The organism is Streptomyces sp. NPDC002643 (genome assembly GCF_053592555.1).
This window is the reverse complement of record NZ_JBSFVY010000010.1, coordinates 41,757-56,366: the sequence shown is the minus strand read 5'-3', so window position 1 is coordinate 56,366 and position 14,610 is coordinate 41,757. Positions and strand designations below refer to the sequence as shown.

At 72.0% G+C, this 14,610-nt stretch carries 14 protein-coding genes; 5 read left to right on the top strand and 9 right to left on the bottom strand.

Translation table 11 applies throughout. The annotated features are described in order from the left end of the window. The first annotated feature begins 25 nt into the window (after positions 1-25). Both ACWD4G_RS17000 and ACWD4G_RS16995 read left to right on the top strand, forming a co-directional pair. A complete protein-coding gene (locus tag ACWD4G_RS17000) occupies positions 26-241 on the top strand; it encodes a DUF397 domain-containing protein (protein ID WP_451294402.1) in 216 nt (71 codons plus the stop codon). Between the two features lie 91 nt (positions 242-332). Next, positions 333-1,148, top strand: a complete 816-nt coding sequence (locus ACWD4G_RS16995; protein ID WP_451294022.1) for an SAM-dependent methyltransferase — start codon at positions 333-335, stop codon at positions 1,146-1,148. Between the two features lie 85 nt (positions 1,149-1,233). Here ACWD4G_RS16995 and ACWD4G_RS16990 read toward each other — a convergent pair whose 3' ends face one another. The 6 genes from ACWD4G_RS16990 to ACWD4G_RS16965 all read right to left on the bottom strand — a co-directional run bounded on the left by ACWD4G_RS16990 (position 1,234) and on the right by ACWD4G_RS16965 (position 8,662). Continuing rightward, positions 1,234-1,962, bottom strand: a complete 729-nt coding sequence (locus tag ACWD4G_RS16990; protein WP_451294020.1) for a protein-tyrosine phosphatase family protein — start codon at positions 1,960-1,962, stop codon at positions 1,234-1,236. 192 nt (positions 1,963-2,154) lie between these two features. Further along, entirely contained in the window at positions 2,155-3,051 is an 897-nt protein-coding gene (locus tag ACWD4G_RS16985) for a hypothetical protein (protein WP_451294018.1), read from the bottom strand. Further along, positions 3,051-5,384: a PEP/pyruvate-binding domain-containing protein gene (locus tag ACWD4G_RS16980; RefSeq protein WP_451294016.1), complete on the bottom strand. Its 2,334-nt coding sequence runs from the start codon at positions 5,382-5,384 to the stop codon at positions 3,051-3,053. The genes ACWD4G_RS16985 and ACWD4G_RS16980 overlap by 1 nt, the downstream gene beginning before the upstream one ends. Before the next feature lie 408 nt (positions 5,385-5,792). Continuing rightward, positions 5,793-7,280, bottom strand: a complete 1,488-nt coding sequence (locus ACWD4G_RS16975; RefSeq protein WP_451294014.1) for a glutamate synthase subunit beta — start codon at positions 7,278-7,280, stop codon at positions 5,793-5,795. A gap of 132 nt (positions 7,281-7,412) precedes the next feature. Next, complete coding sequence (locus ACWD4G_RS16970; protein WP_451294012.1) at positions 7,413-7,892, bottom strand: anthrone oxygenase family protein; 480 nt, start codon at positions 7,890-7,892, stop codon at positions 7,413-7,415. Between the two features lie 86 nt (positions 7,893-7,978). Next, positions 7,979-8,662, bottom strand: coding sequence for a DUF2293 domain-containing protein (locus ACWD4G_RS16965; RefSeq protein WP_451294010.1), 684 nt, complete (start codon positions 8,660-8,662; stop codon positions 7,979-7,981). Between the two features lie 92 nt (positions 8,663-8,754). Between ACWD4G_RS16965 and ACWD4G_RS16960 the strand changes: the two genes are divergently transcribed. Both ACWD4G_RS16960 and ACWD4G_RS16955 read left to right on the top strand, forming a co-directional pair. After that, complete coding sequence (locus ACWD4G_RS16960; RefSeq protein WP_451294008.1) at positions 8,755-9,408, top strand: uridine kinase; 654 nt, start codon at positions 8,755-8,757, stop codon at positions 9,406-9,408. 112 nt (positions 9,409-9,520) lie between these two features. Further along, the gene (locus tag ACWD4G_RS16955) at positions 9,521-9,949 is read left to right on the top strand and encodes a CBS domain-containing protein (protein WP_451294006.1); all 429 of its coding nucleotides are present in this window, start codon (positions 9,521-9,523) and stop codon (positions 9,947-9,949) included. 34 nt (positions 9,950-9,983) lie between these two features. Here ACWD4G_RS16955 and ACWD4G_RS16950 read toward each other — a convergent pair whose 3' ends face one another. Then, on the bottom strand, positions 9,984-11,111 hold the full coding sequence (locus tag ACWD4G_RS16950; protein WP_451294005.1) for a magnesium and cobalt transport protein CorA: 1,128 nt from the start codon (positions 11,109-11,111) through the stop codon (positions 9,984-9,986). A gap of 214 nt (positions 11,112-11,325) precedes the next feature. On the opposite strand from ACWD4G_RS16950, the gene ACWD4G_RS16945 reads away from it, so the two are divergent. Next, positions 11,326-12,123: a methyltransferase domain-containing protein gene (locus tag ACWD4G_RS16945; RefSeq protein ID WP_451294003.1), complete on the top strand. Its 798-nt coding sequence runs from the start codon at positions 11,326-11,328 to the stop codon at positions 12,121-12,123. Positions 12,124-12,559: 436 nt separating this feature from the next. On the opposite strand, the gene ACWD4G_RS16940 is transcribed toward ACWD4G_RS16945, so the two are convergent. After that, positions 12,560-13,624: a carbohydrate kinase family protein gene (locus ACWD4G_RS16940; RefSeq protein WP_451294001.1), complete on the bottom strand. Its 1,065-nt coding sequence runs from the start codon at positions 13,622-13,624 to the stop codon at positions 12,560-12,562. A 16-nt stretch (positions 13,625-13,640) separates the two neighbouring features. Beyond that, positions 13,641-14,579: a pseudouridine-5'-phosphate glycosidase gene (locus tag ACWD4G_RS16935; RefSeq protein WP_451293999.1), complete on the bottom strand. Its 939-nt coding sequence runs from the start codon at positions 14,577-14,579 to the stop codon at positions 13,641-13,643. Between the last annotated feature and the right edge of the window lie 31 nt (positions 14,580-14,610).

The following is a 14,610-nucleotide window of genomic DNA, read 5'->3' as shown; positions in this document are numbered from 1 at the left end:
CGCCCATATACGCGTGTACAACGGCATGCCCGCCCGGGAACTCGGCAGCGAGGGCTGGCACAAGCCCTGGAGCGGCGGCAACGGAGGCGCCTGCCTGGAGGCCATGAAGCTCGCCGACGGCCGGATCGCCGTACGGCAGTCCACCGACCCCGACGGACCGGCGCTGATCTACACGCCCGACGAGATGAACGCCTTCATTCAGGGCGCCAAGGCGGGAGCGGCCGACTTCCTGCTGTCCTGAGCCCCCAAGCTCGTTGTGTGCCTCTGTTGTTCAGTCAATCCTCTTTACTTGGCGCTAAGTTGATCGATTACTTCTACTGCTGCGGAACCTTATGGAGTTCGTCATGAACGGGCGGTCCCCCGTCGAGATCGACACGAGCAGACCCCATCCCGCGCGGATGTACGACTGGTACCTCGGCGGCAAGGACAACTACCCCGTGGACGAGGCGATGGGCAAGCAGATGCTGGCCCTCGACCCCCGGGTGCCGGTGATGGCGCGTGTCAACCGCGCGTTTATGCACCGGTCCACGCGGTGGCTGGCCGAGCACGGCGTACGCCAGTTCCTGGACATCGGCACGGGCATCCCGACCGAGCCGAACCTCCACCAGATCGCCCAGGAGGTCGCTCCCGAGTCGAGTGTCGTCTACTGCGACAACGACCCCATCGTGCTGGCCCACGCGGCGGCCCTGCTGCGCGGTACACCCGAGGGGCGCACGGAGTATCTGCAAGCCGATGTGCGGGACCCGGGCGCCGTGATCGAGGGCGCCAGGCGCGTGCTGGACTTCGACCGGCCCGTGGCGCTCTCCCTCATCGCGCTGCTGCACTTCGTCTCCGACGAGGACGGCGCGCACGCGCTCGTCGACCGGCTGATGTCCGAGCTGCCCTCCGGCAGCTATCTGGTCGTCAGCCATGCCACCGCCGACTTCACTCCCGAGGAGTCGGCGGCGGCCACGGCGAAGCTCAAGGCCGCTGGCGTCACCCTCGCCCTGCGCTCCCGCGACGAGTTCGCCCGCTTCTTCGACGGACTGGAACTGGTCGACCCCGGCGTCGAGGTGCCCCAGCTCTGGCACCCCGAGCTGGGCGACCCGGTCCCCGGCCAGGACGACGGAGTCATCCCGGGCTACGGGGCGGTGGCCCGCAAGCCGTAAGGACCGCGGAACCGGCCGACACGACGATTCCCGGCGCCGAGCACATGCTCCGGCACCGGGAATCGTCGTGTCAGTACGACGCTCTCTACAGGTACGACCAGATGCGGCGCGGGGCGTCGACGAAGCGGCTCATCGCCACCACCGGGAGCGGCGGCTTGGCGGTCGCGCGGTCCTGCTCCAGGCTCAGCCCGTAGTAGATCTGCTCGATCGACGGCGGCCCCACCGACAGGTTCCGCCAGACCGCGGCCGACGAGTCCGCCTGCCCGGTCCGTACGAGATACGCCGCGGCCATCGTGCCCGTACGGCCGACGCCGGCACCGCAGTGCACGAACACCGGACCGGAGGACTCGCTGACGGTGTCGAGCAGCTTCCGCACCTGCTCCGGCGTCGGGGTCTGCCCGTCGCGCATCGGCACCCGTACGACGTCGAGGCCCGCCTCGGTCGGCTCGGCCAGCTGTGCGGCGCTCAGATCCTCGGCGCGCAGATCGACGACCGTGGTGAAGCCGAGGTCCGCGAGCTCGCGGTAGCCGGCCGGGGAGGGCGCGGCGCCGCGCCACAGCTCGCCGTCCTTGCCGACGGGCTGGAAGTTGTGGACGCCCCGCACCGAACGGGTCCCCTCGGGCGCCGGGTTCGACTCATGGGCCACGTACGACAGCGCCAGGATGCCGAGCGTGCCCGTGGCCCACAGGCCGACACAGCCGAGCAGGACACCGAGCGCGATCCGGGTGATCCGGCGGCGCAGCGAGCCTGGGCGGCGGGAGCCGGTGGGGAGCGGACCTGGACGCGTGGGGGTGGGTACGAGGGCGACAGTCATGGACGACCCGGGGGTTGGGGACGGGGTTGCGAGGCTCTGCGGCAGAGAGCTCAGGACGCTGTGGCGCGGAACCTCCGGACCCTGCGACGGAGGGTCTGCCCGGAATCGTAACCCGGCTTTGATGGCTATCTGTCCGGTTGTGTGCAAGCTCACGTAGTTCTTACCGATTTTATGATCTTGGTGTCGGGCGTCTCACGTCTCGTCCGCGTCGCCGATGCCCACCACCGTGAGGTGGGCGCGGTCCACCTCCGTGTCCTCCAGGCAGCCGCGCAGGCGCAGCCGGTCGTGGTCGGTGAGGGCGGGGCGGACGACCCCGGCGAACAGTCCGTCCCCGAGATCGCCGAGTGTGGTCCGGCGCAGGGGTACGGACGTGGAGTTCCGGCAGCGCTCCCAGGCCTGGCGCGCGGCCATGTTCTGTCGCTCCTCGGTCGCGGTCACGCCCCGCATGTCGACACGGACGAGCACGGAGGTCGCCTCGGACTCGTTCGTCCCCTCCCTCCTGGTCTGGGTGACCTCGGCGAGCCCGAAGACGAGTGAGGCCAGCAGTCCGGCGCCGACGACGCCGACGGTGAGCAACCGGGCCGTTCGGCGCGGGCCTCCACCGGTGGGCGGTCGTACGTCCTCCAGGTCGGTGTCCGGCGCCGACGCGGGCGCGGTGAGGACGGCCAGCCGCCCGGCCAGCCGACGTTCGGCGGTGGGCCTGGCCGTGACCGACGCGACCCGCTGCACCAGCCACGCGATCCCGGACAACGCCACACCCGCGATCATCAGCACCGGCACGAAGACATAGGTCCGGCTCGCCGGGTCCTCCAGCCAGCGGAACCGATCGCCCCGCTCCCGCTCCCGCTCGCCCGGCTGCCGCAGCCGGGCGAGTACGTCCTGCTGTCGGAGGTCGCTCTCGCGGAGCCGTTCCTCGATCCGCGCGAGACGGCCGAGCAGCACGATGCCGAGCAGCAGCACCCCGACGATCAGCAGCAGTACCCCGCAGAGGATGGCCCGCTGCCACTGCCAGCGGTAGAGGTAGATGACGAAGTAGAGGCCCGCGCCGACCGCCGCCGCGCCCCCGAAGAGGTAAGCGAGCCGCCTCATCACGAGCCCTCCGAACGCGGGGTTTGGGAGTCCCGTACGCCCTGGGAGTCCCGTACAGCGTGTGCGTCCCTTACACGCTGTGTGTCCTGCGCGGCCCCTACGGCATGGGGGTGCCGTACGCCCTGCCCGTCGCGCGTGTTCTCCGGCGCGTCGCTCACGTCGCCGGAGGTGCCGTCGACCGTCAGGCGGGTGCCCGGCGGGAAACGGTGTACCGCGTCGCCGACGCCGACCACCGTGGGCACCCCGAACTCCCGGGCCAGGACGGCGAGATGGGACAACGGGCTGCCGGTCTGCGCCACGAGCCCGGAGAGGTGGGGGAGGTGCGGGGCGAGCGCCGGGTCGAGGGTGCGGACGACGAGTACGGCGTCCGGGGGCCGTGATCCGGTGCCGTCCCAGGCGGTGCCGACGGCCCGACCGCCGGACACGCCCTGCCAGCCGGTCCCCTCCCGGGTGCCGTCGGCGGAGCGGCGCGCGGGGCGTTCGGCGACGACGACACCGCCGTCCGCGAGCCGGAACGCGTCCGGGAGCGGCGCGGAGGCGGTCCGGGGCAGCCGTTCGTCGAGGTCGTCGGGGAGCGGCCCGCCCTCCAACGCGGTCACGAACTCCTTCCACCGCAACAGCCCCACCCGCCGGTCCCCCTTTGGGCCACCCCGCGCGGCCAGCCTCCGCGCCCCCTCCCGCACCATCCGGACCTGCAGCTCCTGCACCCACCGGATACGCAGCCGAAGGGCCTCACGGGGTGGCAGCGAGCCGATCGGAGGGGCGGGGTCGCGGGTGCGGGTGTGTCCGGGGGCGGGGCTGTGGTGGGGGCCGGGCGCGGGGGTGTCGGGCGGGTCGGGCGTGGTGGGCTTCTTCGGGGGCGTGGTGTGGCCGTGGGGCACCCCGTTGGGCCTGGGCAGTCGGGGCGCGTCCCAGAGGCTGGGTGCCGTGAGTGCGAGGACGACGGGTTCGGTGGCGATCAGCCGGTGGTCCGGCAGTTGCTGGGCGCTCGTCCCGCCGAGGGTGGCGAGGGCGATGCTCGCGGCTGTGACCCGGGGCTCGGGGAGGAAGGCGCCCGCGAGGGCCTCCTGGGCGTGCAGCGGGACGAGGGCGGCGCGGGTCCAGCGGAGGGTCGAGACCAACTCGGAGTCCGGGAGTTCACCGGGCGGCGGGGTCTCCGTGAGCCGCCGGTCGACATCCGCGACCAGGTCCGTCGTCAGGCCGGGCAGGGTCGAGGCCAGCCGTCCCACCCGCCAGGCCGCACCCAGCCGCCGGGCACCGGGCGCCGGGTTGAGCAGAGCGAGCCAGGGGTGCTTCGGCGGGACGGCGCCCAGAAGCCGCAGGTCCGCCGCGGCGCGACCGCCGACGGTTCTGACGGTCGGCACCGTCCGCAACAGCCGCCGGGGCGCACTACCGCCGAGGCCGAGCGCTATCGCGAGCCCCCGCGCCATCGGCGCCACCCACAGATCCTCCTCCAGCGGCTCCAACTGGTCCGGCAACGTCTCCGCCACCGGTCCCGGCCCCAGCAGTCGCGCCCCGCGCCCCGGCCGGGCCGCCATCGCCGTGATCGGCCGACTCTGGAACAGCCACAACCGCCCCTCGTCGTCGAACCCGAACTCGATGTCCTGCGGCCCCCCGAACACCCGAGCGGCCCGCCGCCCGAGCCGAGCCAGCCGCCGCAACTCGGACCGGGTGAGCGTCCTGGCCCCTGCCTTCGCCGCCTCGGTCTCCGCCCCGGCTCCTGCCTCCGCCGCCTTGGCCCTCGCCCCGGCCCCCGCCTCCGCCGCCTCGGTCCGCAGCAGGCGCCCCCGGCCGCTCAGCCAGTAGCCGGTCCCGGGCTGTTCACCGCTGACCAGGGTGTCGGGGCCGCCCCGTACCGCGCTGACCAGCATCCGGTCGGTCCGCCCCGCCACGGGGTCCGCTCCGAACAGCACGCCCCCGACCCGCGCCCTGAGCATCGGCTGGACCAGTACCGCCATGGGCGCGGCGACCCCGTCGACCCGCCCCGCCGAGCCACGCACGGTACGCACGGCCGCCCGGAACTCCTCCCATCCCCGCACATCGAGAACGGAGTCGAACCGTCCGGCCTGCGACGACTCCCGAGTGTCCTCACGGGGCGAGGAGGACCGTACGACGAGGGGGCGCGTACCGTGCCGGGACAGCTCCTGCCAGGCGCGCACCACGGCGGCCTCCGCCGCCGCGCCGTCGGGCTCCTCGTCGCCCGTGTACGAACCGTCCGGGATCACGAAGCCGGGCAGTACCGGCAGCCCCGCCCGCGCCGCCCGCGCGAGATGGGCCGCCTTGGAACCGCCGTGCCGGGGGAGCGCGGCCATGGGGTGGGTCAGGGGCACCACGGGAGAACCGAGTCCGCCGCCACCCCGAACCGCATCCCCGTCATACGCGCCTTCTCCACGGACTCCACCGTCTCCGCGCTCTCCGTGATCTCCGTGACGTTCGTAGAGCGTCGTCATCGAGCACCCTCCAGGACCGACCGTCAACAGGGGGGACGCGCGGGAATGGCCCTACGCCTGACGACGGAACGAGGGATGGGGCGAGTCACCGGTCATGTATGTGGTCTCCCCAATGCGTGCGTCCAGCCGGCGGTGCGGTGACACGCCTCCTCGCCCAATGGTCCCACTCTGTTCGATTTCTTGCCGACTGGGCGTTATGTCCCCGTAACCTTGCTCCGGGCCTGGGCAGCAGCACCGCACACGCCACCTCGCGCAGCGCCTCCACCGCCGCTCCGTACGGCGACGCGATCGTCACGTCGTCATCGGGCGGTCGTACGGTCCTATCGGCGCCGGCAGGCGTTCCGCCCCGGTCAGCCGGTGGTCGACGGCCGAGGCCACGGCCCGGCCCTCGGCTATGGCCCAGACGATCAGGGACTGCCCCCGGGCGGCATCCCCGGCCGCGTACACACCGGGGACGTTCGTCTCGAAGTCCGGTCCCCGGGCGATCGTCCCGCGAGGGTCGAGCGCCAACCCCAACTGGTCGACAAGCCCGTCCTGCCGGTCGGGCCCCGAGAAGCCGAGCGCGAGAAGGACCAGGTCGGCGGGCAGCGTCCGCCCGGTGCCTGGCCGGGGCCGCCGCCGTTCGTCCACCTCGACCAGGTGCAACGCCCGCACACGCCCCGCCTCGTCACCGAGGAAATGGAGCGTCGAGGCCGCGAACAGCCGCGCATCCGCGTCGGCCACCGGCGCCGTCCCCAGCTCACGCGCCTCCTCGTGCGCCGCCGACAACCGGTACACCTTCGGATACGTCGGCCAGGGATCGACGTCCTCGTCCCGCTCCGCCCCCGGCAACGGATAGATGTCCAACTGCGTCACCGACGCGGCCCCCTCCCGCACCGCCGTCCCCAGACAGTCCGCCCCCGTGTCACCACCCCCGACGATCACCACATGCTTGCCGGCGGCCGACAACGGCGACACCGCCAGATCCCCCTCACACACCCGATCGGCCAGCGGCAGATACTCCATCGCCTGATGGATGCCGGCCAACTCCCGCCCCGGCACTTCCAGTTCCCGCCACGCCGTCGCCCCGGTCGCGATCACCACGGCGTCGTACCGCGCCCGCAACTCCTCCGCCCCGATGTCCCGCCCCACGGCCGTCGACGTACGGAACTTCGTGCCCTCCGCCCGCATCTGCTCCAGCCGCCGCTCCAGATGCCGCTTCTCCATCTTGAACGCGGGTATCCCGTACCGCAGCAACCCCCCGATCCGATCCGCCCGTTCATACACCGCTACCGTGTGCCCGGCCCGGGTCAACTGCTGCGCCGCCGCCAGCCCCGTCGGCCCGGAGCCGATGACCGCGACCGTCTTCCCGCTCAACCGATCGGGCGGACTCGGCGGTGTGAAACCGTCCTCCCACGCCCGGTCCGCGATGGCCACCTCCACGTTCTTGATGGTCACCGCCGGCTGGTTGATCGCCAGCACGCACCCCGCCTCACAGGGCGCCGGACACAACCGCCCCGTGAACTCGGGGAAGTTGTTCGTGGCGTGCAACCGATCGCTCGCCGCCCGCCAGTCCTCCCGCGACACCAGGTCGTTCCACTCGGGGATCAGATTCCCCAGCGGACAGGCGTCATGGCAGAACGGGATTCCGCAGTCCATGCAACGATCGGCTTGCCTGCTGATGATCGGGAGCAGCGCCCCCGGGACATACACCTCGTCCCAGTCCCGTACCCGTCGCGCCACGGGCCGACGGGGCCACTCCTCGCGTGGTGTGGTCAGGAAACCCTTGGGATCGGCCATGGCCGTCTCCCTCACGTATCGCGTGCGGGTACGGCGCGGCCGTACACCGGTGGATTCTGATCGGCGCCAGGCCGTACGCCTTCGGGCGGCGCTCTCTTCCCGCCACGATACGACGCGTCCGCCGCGCCTGCCTCAGGCGAGAGCCAGCAGATAGGACAGCGCCGCAGCGGTCGAGGCGAGGGTCCGCACGTGGTTCCACGCCGTCCACCGGCTCACATACGTCCGCCAGTACGTGGCGGCCTCCGCGGTCCCGGCGTCCAGTCTCGCGAGCGCGTCGTTGCGCGGCACGTTCGCCACCATCGTCACCCCGAACGAGCCGAACAGATACAGCGCGCTGCCCACCAGCAACGCCACCGTCCCCTCGTCCGGCCACAGCACGAACGTGACGACGGCCAGCACCGCGCACAGCACCGCCGTGCCGACGAACACCAGCATGAACGCCGGGGTCACGGCACTCACATTGATCGCCTGCATCGCCGCGACCCCCTGCGCGGGCGGCAACGACGCCAGCCCCTTCATCACGAACGTCGAGAACCCGCAGAAGACCCCCGCCACGATCGCGGTCCCGAGCAATCCCAGTACCACCAACACGAAGTACGGCCCATCGATCATGTCCGCTCCCACCTGATTTCCCCCGATTCCTCAAGACCCTGCCCACCTCCGACCACCACCACAAGTACGCCTCCACCGCGAGCCCCTCACGCCCCCGTCCGCCACTCCCGCAGCCTCGCCTCCACCACCCCCGCGATCCGGCGCCGTGCCTCGTAACGGACCACACCGCTCATCAGAAGCTGGTCGTACGGCGTGTCCACGTGCCGTATCGAAGCGATGACCGCCGAGGTCACCGCCGTCTCCGTCAGCGCGCGGCCCGCCGCGCTGCGACCCACTCGCCCGCTGCCGCGCACCGAGGCGTGCGCGGCTATCTCGTGCGCCCGCCGGACGGGGCACGCCGGGAACAGACGCCGTATCTCGTCGGCGAACGCGTCCGTGAACCGCACGTCCTGCGCCGCCCGCCGCCGCGCGTCCCGTGCCCGGCGGCGTCGGCGCGCCTCCGCGTCCGCGAGGCATCGCTCCTCGGCCCGGGCGAGGCCCGCCTCCTCGACCAGAACGCCCTGCCGCTCGTACCGGCTCCTGCGCCGGTTGAACCGCACGACCACCGCCGACAGAGCGCTCTCCTCCCTGGCCCTGCGGGTGAGCGCGGTGTCGCCGCGAGGCAGGAACACCAGATGCCCGAGGTCCACGCAGTCGAGGCAGCGCGGCGCACCCTCCTCCAGCACCAACATCGCCACCGGCCCGCTCCGGCACTCGGCGCAGTGCTTCTTCCTGAGCGGCTGTACGACGACGAGTCCGGTACGGGGCGGGGGAGCGGCGAGCGTTGCCATACGCGGTTCATGCCCCCCGGTGGCCGCGAGGTCACGCGGTTGTCACACCTGCCCTTCCACCGGCTCCGGCGCGGTTCGCCGCGCGCGGCATCATGGGCCGTGTGCGATTCGAAGCGATCACCTGGGAACGTCTCGGCGACCTCCTCGCCGACCGCCTCCTCGACCTGAAGCCGGACGACGACAGCCCCTGGCCCCGTATCGCCTTCGACGGCGCCCCGGCCGCCCGCCCCGGCGACCTCGCCGCCCGCGTCAGCGAGGCCCTGCGCATACGCGGCCGGTCCTCCCTCACCGTGGGCACCGAGGGCTTCCTCCGCCCGGCGTCGCTCCGGTTCGAGTACGGCCACCAGGACGTGGAGGCGTACTACAAAGGCTGGTGCGACACCGCCGCCCTGTGGCGCGAGGTCTTCGGCCCGCTCGAACCCGGCGGCACCGGCCGCGTCCTCCCCGACCTCTGGGACCCCGCCACCGACCGCGCGACCCGCAGCCCCTACGTCCGACTCCAGCCCGGCACCCTTGTGTTGATGCACGGCCCCCTCCTCCTGAAGAACTGGTTCCCTTTCGATCTGACCGTCCACGTCCTCCTCTCCCCGGGCGCCCTGCGCCGCCGCACCCCGGAGAACGAGCACTGGACCCTCCCCGCCTTCGAGCGCTACGCCACCGAGACCGACCCGGCCACCACCGCCGACGTCCTGGTCCGCGCCGACGACCCCCGCCACCCGGCATGGGGGGGCCTCGGGACCTTGTGACGGGGCTCGCATCTCGGGGTGCGTATCCCTTCCGGCGCCGCGAGAATGAAGGGCGCCGGGACTTGCGGTGCGTCCTGCGCCGCGCCGGCCGTCCGGCACCGGGAGGTACTACATGACCACCGCCGGAGACATCATGCACCGCGGCGCCCAGTGGATTCCCGCTCACGAGACCCTGGACCGGGCCGCGCAGCTGATGCGCCAACTGAACGTCGGAGCGCTCCCCATCAGCGACGAGAACGAACGGCTCTGCGGCATCCTCACCGACCGCGACATCGTCGTCGGCTGTGTCGCCCAGGGCCACGACCCGTCCCGGGTCACGGCGGGCGACCTCGCCAAGGGCACCCCCCGCTGGATCGACGCGAACGCCGACATCAGCGAGGTGCTCCAGGAGATGAAGGGGCACCAGATCCGCCGGCTTCCCGTGATCGAGAACAAGCGTCTCGTCGGCATGATCAGCGAGTCCGACCTCGCCCGGCACCTGCCCGAGGACCAGATCGCCGACTGGGCCGAGAGCGTCTACGCCAAGAGCTCCGGCCGCTGACCCCGCCGAACCTCCGCCTCCCGCCGTCCTGGAGTCATAGCCAGCCGTTGCGCTTGAAGCCTCGGTAGAGGACGGCGCAGGCGGTGGCTATGACCCCCAGGACCAGGGGGTAGCCCAACTTCCAGTGCAGCTCGGGCATGTGCTCGAAGTTCATGCCGTAGACCCCGCACACCATGGTCGGTACGGCGATGAGCGCCGCCCATGCCGTGATCCTCCGCATGTCCTCGTTCTGCGCGACGCTGACCTGGGCGAGATGCGCCTGCAGGATGGAGTTGAGCAGTTCGTCGAACGCGGCTATCTGTTCCGTGGCCCGCAGCAAGTGGTCGGAGACGTCCCGGAAGTAGGCCTGTATCTCCGGTTCGACCACGCGGATCGGGCGTGTGGTGAGCTCCAGGAGCGGGCGGGCGAGCGGGGCCACCGCCCGCTTCAGTTCGAGCAGTTCACGCTTGAGCTGGTAGATGCGGCCCGGGTCGACGCGTGCGCCGTTCGCCGCGAACACATCGGTCTCCACCTGGTCGATGTCCGCCTGCACCGAGTCCGTGACCGACAGATAGTCGTCCACCACGTGGTCGGCGATCGCGTGCAGCACCGCCGCCGGACCCTTGGCGAGTTGCTCGGGGTTGGCCTCCAACTCCTCGCGCAGCGGGCCGAGTGAGCCATGCCGTCCGTGCCGGACGGTGATCACGAAGTGGGGGCCGACGAACACCATGATCTCGCCGGTGTTCACCACCTCGCTGGTCGCCGTCAGCTCCGCGTGCTCGACGTAGCAGACCGTCTTGAACACCGCGAACAGCGTGTCGTCGTACCGCTCCAGCTTCGGCCGCTGATGGGCCTCGACCGCGTCCTCCACCGCCAGCGGGTGCAGATCGAAGAGCTCGGCGATGCCGGCGAACTCCCGCTCCGTCGGCTCGTGCAGCCCGAGCCAGACGAAGCCGTGGTCGGTCCTGCGGACCTGCTTCACCGCCTCGATGACATCGCGGCCGCCGGGGGAGCGAACGCCCTTGTGATACGTCACGCAGTTCACCACCGACGTCCCCAGCGGGGAGCGGGCCGGATGGCTCAGGTCGACGCGGGCGTGACGCCGAGCCAGCCGTGCCGCCTTGCGGAGCCCGCCGACCTTGTCGAGGCCGGTGACCTTCCGCAGATTCCCTGCCATGGACATCTGGATCTCCTTGCGTGACTCTCCTCGCACCGCATTCCGTGCCTGTCGCGCCAGTTTGCCAGGACCGGATGAGCGGCGGGTAAGCCTGTGGGAACGGAGTCTTCCGCTTCGTTTCCGGTGTCCGGGCCGTCACTGGGCCGCCACCGGAGCGGACCTGGCGCCCTGCGGGAGCGTCGCTGTAAGTGAGAAGTCGGGTAAATGGGATTATCGCGGCATGATGCGAACCGACGGACATCTCCTCGACCACCGGCAGGCCGAGACGGGGCAGCGCTCCGAGGCCTTCGCCGCACTCTTCGACCGCACGACGTTCCGGCACATGGAGGGCTTCGGTCTGGGCTCCGGCTGGCGCTGCTGGGAAGTCGGAGCCGGAGGCGCCTCCGTCGTCTCCTGGCTGGCCAAGAAGGTCGGACCGACCGGCAAGGTCATCGCGACCGACACCGACCTCTCATGGGCCGTCCCCTCGGTCGTCCGTCCACCGGTCGAGGCGCTCATCCACCGCGTGGACGTCGACCAGCCGCCGGGGGAGGGCTTCGACCTGGTGCACGCCCGGCTCTCCCTGGTCCATGTACGGGACCAGGAGCGTGCGCTGTGGTCGATGATCAAGGCCCTGCGCCCCGGCGGACGCCTCCTCATCGAGGACGCCGACATCGCCCTCCAGCCCCTGGCCTGCCTTGAGGAAGGCGGCCCCGAGCACCAACTCGCCAACCGCCTCCGCCAGGCCGTCCGCGCCCTGCTCGTCGAACACGGCGTCGACACGGCGCACGGCCGCCGCCTCCCGCGGCTGCTTCGCGCGGTCGGCCTGCGCGGCGTGGAGGCCGACGCCTACTTCCCCGTCGCCGCACCCGCCTGCGCCGCCCTGGAGACCTCGACGATCCAGCAGCTCCGCGCCCATCTCGTCGCCGCCGGCCTCGTCACCGACGAGGAGATCGACCGCCATCTGGCCAACGTCGCCTCCGGCACGATGGACATCGCCACGGCACCGCTGATCTCGGCCTGGGGGCGCAGGACATGACGGACGGCATAACGGCGGACAGAGGAGGAGGCAGGGGCCCGCAGCTGCCGTCACCGCTCAACGACCCGTGGCCGTCGTCGCCACTCAACAACCGCTGACAGCCGAGGTCATGGGCCCCTGCCCGACGTCACCCCTCGCCGGGCCGACCGGCTCACCCGGCCCGGTCATCCCGCCGATCACAGCAGATTCACCGGCCTCCGCCGACCATCGCCGGTCGCCGGCGCCCCTTGCGCTAGCGCTTCCTGCCGGGTCGGCCCACTCGCTCGTTACCGGTAGCACCGCCGTCTCCGGGCATTCGGCCCACCGATCTCCAACGCCTCCCGCCCAACCTCTATGAGCGGTCGCGCACCGATCTCCAACGCCTCCTGCCCAACCTCCATACGCGGTCGGCCCACCAGACTCTGCCGGTGACCGGCGCCGCCGTCCGTCCTCCCGCTCAGCCGACCGTCCCTTCCCCGGACATCACCGGTGGCCTCCCGCCCACCTTCTCCACCGCCAGAGCCCCCGCCCCGCACCCCTCGGCCGCCGCCTCGTCGGCATCCGCCCCCGCGAGCAACGCGGCGAGGAACGCTCCGGTGAAGGCGTCTCCCGCGCCGGTTGTGTCGCGGGGCGTGGCGGGGGCCGCCGGTACCCGAGTGCGTACGCCGCCCCCGTATGCGATCAGTGCGCCCTCGGCCCCCTGTTTGAGCACCACCAGGGGGACATGGTGGCTGAGCTTGGCCGCGGCGTCGGCCGGATCGGGCAGTCCGGTCAGCAGACATGCCTCGTCCCTGCTCGGCAGCAACACGTCGACCCCCTCGGCGAGTTCGAGGAAGCGGTCCACGCCCAGCCTCGTCAGGAAGCCCGCCGACGCCGGGTCCACGCTCACCGGCACCCCACGCGCGCGTGCCGACTCCATGGCGACCCCGACCAGCGCCCGGCTCGGCTCGGAGAAGAACAGATAGCCCGACAGATGCAGCCGTGCGACACCGTCGAGCAGGGACGGCGACCAGTCGTCCGGGTCCAGCCGCAGTACGGCACCGCTGTCCGTCAGGAACGTACGTTCGGCCGCGTCGCTCGTGTCCACGAGACAGATGACCGTCCCGGTCGCCGCCTCCGGATCGACCACCAGGCGGGGCCGTACCCCCGAGGCCCGCAGCCGGCCTTCGTGCCACGCCGCCGCGTCCGCGCCCACCCGCCCGAGCAAGCGCACATCGGGGCAACCCCAATACGCCGCCCAGCACGCCACATTGGCGCCCGCGCCGCCCGGCAGCGTGCGAATCGCGGAGGCCGTGTCGGTACCGGGCGCGAGCGGTCCCTGATGCAGGGCGACGACATCCGTGACGACGTCCCCGACGACGAGCAGCCCTCCGCCCGCCGCCTGGCGTGCCCCGCCCGCCTGCCCACCGGCCTCGCCCACGTCGATGCCGGCCCTGTCCGCCCCGGAGCCGGTCCCGCCCATCCCGGTGCCGGACTCACCCACCTCGGTACCGGCACCCACCTTGCCGTCGACCCCGCTCACGCCCCGTCGCGCCACCTCACGCCCCGGACCAGGCCGCCGCGATCCGGGAAGCGAGCCGTACGTTGCCCCGTACCGCCGCCAGATTGGCGCTCAGGGAGGCGCCCTCGGTGTGCCGTACCAGGTAGCTCAGCAGGAACGGGGTGACCGCCTGCCCCGACACCCCTTCCGCCTCGCACGCCTGCAACGCCTTGGCGAGCACGCGCGCGTGGAGCTCGGGATCGAGCTGCTCGTCCCCGGGCACGGGGTTGGCGACGATCAGCGCCGACTCCGGGCCGCCGACCGCGTCCTGGGCGCGCATGACCTCCGCGACCTCCCCCGGCGACCTGAGCGTCCACTCCACCGGGTGGCCCGAGTCGGACAGATAGAAGCCCGGGAAGCGCTCGGTGTCGTAACCCGCGACGGCGACGCCCAGCGTCTCCAGGCGCTGCAGGGTCGCCGGGACGTCCAGGATCGACTTCACGCCCGCGCACACCACCGTGATCCGGGTGCGCGCCAGCAGCCCCAGGTCGGCGGACTCGTCCTGCGTCACCGTCCACTCCCGGTGCACACCGCCGAGCCCGCCCGTCGCGAACACCCGTACGCCCGCCAGACTCGCCAGCAGGGCCGTCGCCGAGACGGTGGTCGCGCCGCTCACCCCGGAGGCCACCGCGAGCGGCAGGTCCCGGTGGCCCAGCTTGCGGATGCCGTCCTCGTTCGCGACCCGCTCCAACTGCTGCTTGTCGAGGCCGATGTGGGGCTGTCCGTCGAGCACGGCGATCGTCGCCGGTACGGCACCCTCCTGCCGTACGACGTCCTCCAGCTCCAGCGCCACCTGCAGATTGCGCGGGCGGGGCAGCCCGTGAGCGATGATCGTGGACTCCAGCGCCACCACGGGTCGACGCGCGTCAACCGCGTCCCCCACCTCTTCCGACACCACCAGCACGCGCTTGCCTCCTGTCTGTCGTTCTTCCCTCATCTCTGGCGGACGTCGCGCCCGGCCAAACCCT

What these genes read in the sequence shown, in the direction of transcription:
- ACWD4G_RS17000 (WP_451294402.1), top strand. Translation starts at nt 26, where the DNA reads ATGCCCGCCCGGGAACTCGGCAGCGAGGGCTGGCACAAGCCCTGGAGC.
- ACWD4G_RS16995 (WP_451294022.1), top strand. Translation starts at nt 333, where the DNA reads ATGGAGTTCGTCATGAACGGGCGGTCCCCCGTCGAGATCGACACGAGC.
- ACWD4G_RS16990 (WP_451294020.1), bottom strand. Translation starts at nt 1,962, where the DNA reads ATGACTGTCGCCCTCGTACCCACCCCCACGCGTCCAGGTCCGCTCCCC.
- ACWD4G_RS16985 (WP_451294018.1), bottom strand. Translation starts at nt 3,051, where the DNA reads ATGAGGCGGCTCGCTTACCTCTTCGGGGGCGCGGCGGCGGTCGGCGCG.
- ACWD4G_RS16975 (WP_451294014.1), bottom strand. Translation starts at nt 7,280, where the DNA reads ATGGCCGATCCCAAGGGTTTCCTGACCACACCACGCGAGGAGTGGCCC.
- ACWD4G_RS16970 (WP_451294012.1), bottom strand. Translation starts at nt 7,892, where the DNA reads ATGATCGATGGGCCGTACTTCGTGTTGGTGGTACTGGGATTGCTCGGG.
- ACWD4G_RS16965 (WP_451294010.1), bottom strand. Translation starts at nt 8,662, where the DNA reads ATGGCAACGCTCGCCGCTCCCCCGCCCCGTACCGGACTCGTCGTCGTA.
- ACWD4G_RS16960 (WP_451294008.1), top strand. Translation starts at nt 8,755, where the DNA reads ATGGGCCGTGTGCGATTCGAAGCGATCACCTGGGAACGTCTCGGCGAC.
- ACWD4G_RS16955 (WP_451294006.1), top strand. Translation starts at nt 9,521, where the DNA reads ATGACCACCGCCGGAGACATCATGCACCGCGGCGCCCAGTGGATTCCC.
- ACWD4G_RS16950 (WP_451294005.1), bottom strand. Translation starts at nt 11,111, where the DNA reads ATGTCCATGGCAGGGAATCTGCGGAAGGTCACCGGCCTCGACAAGGTC.
- ACWD4G_RS16945 (WP_451294003.1), top strand. Translation starts at nt 11,326, where the DNA reads ATGATGCGAACCGACGGACATCTCCTCGACCACCGGCAGGCCGAGACG.
- ACWD4G_RS16935 (WP_451293999.1), bottom strand. Translation starts at nt 14,579, where the DNA reads ATGAGGGAAGAACGACAGACAGGAGGCAAGCGCGTGCTGGTGGTGTCG.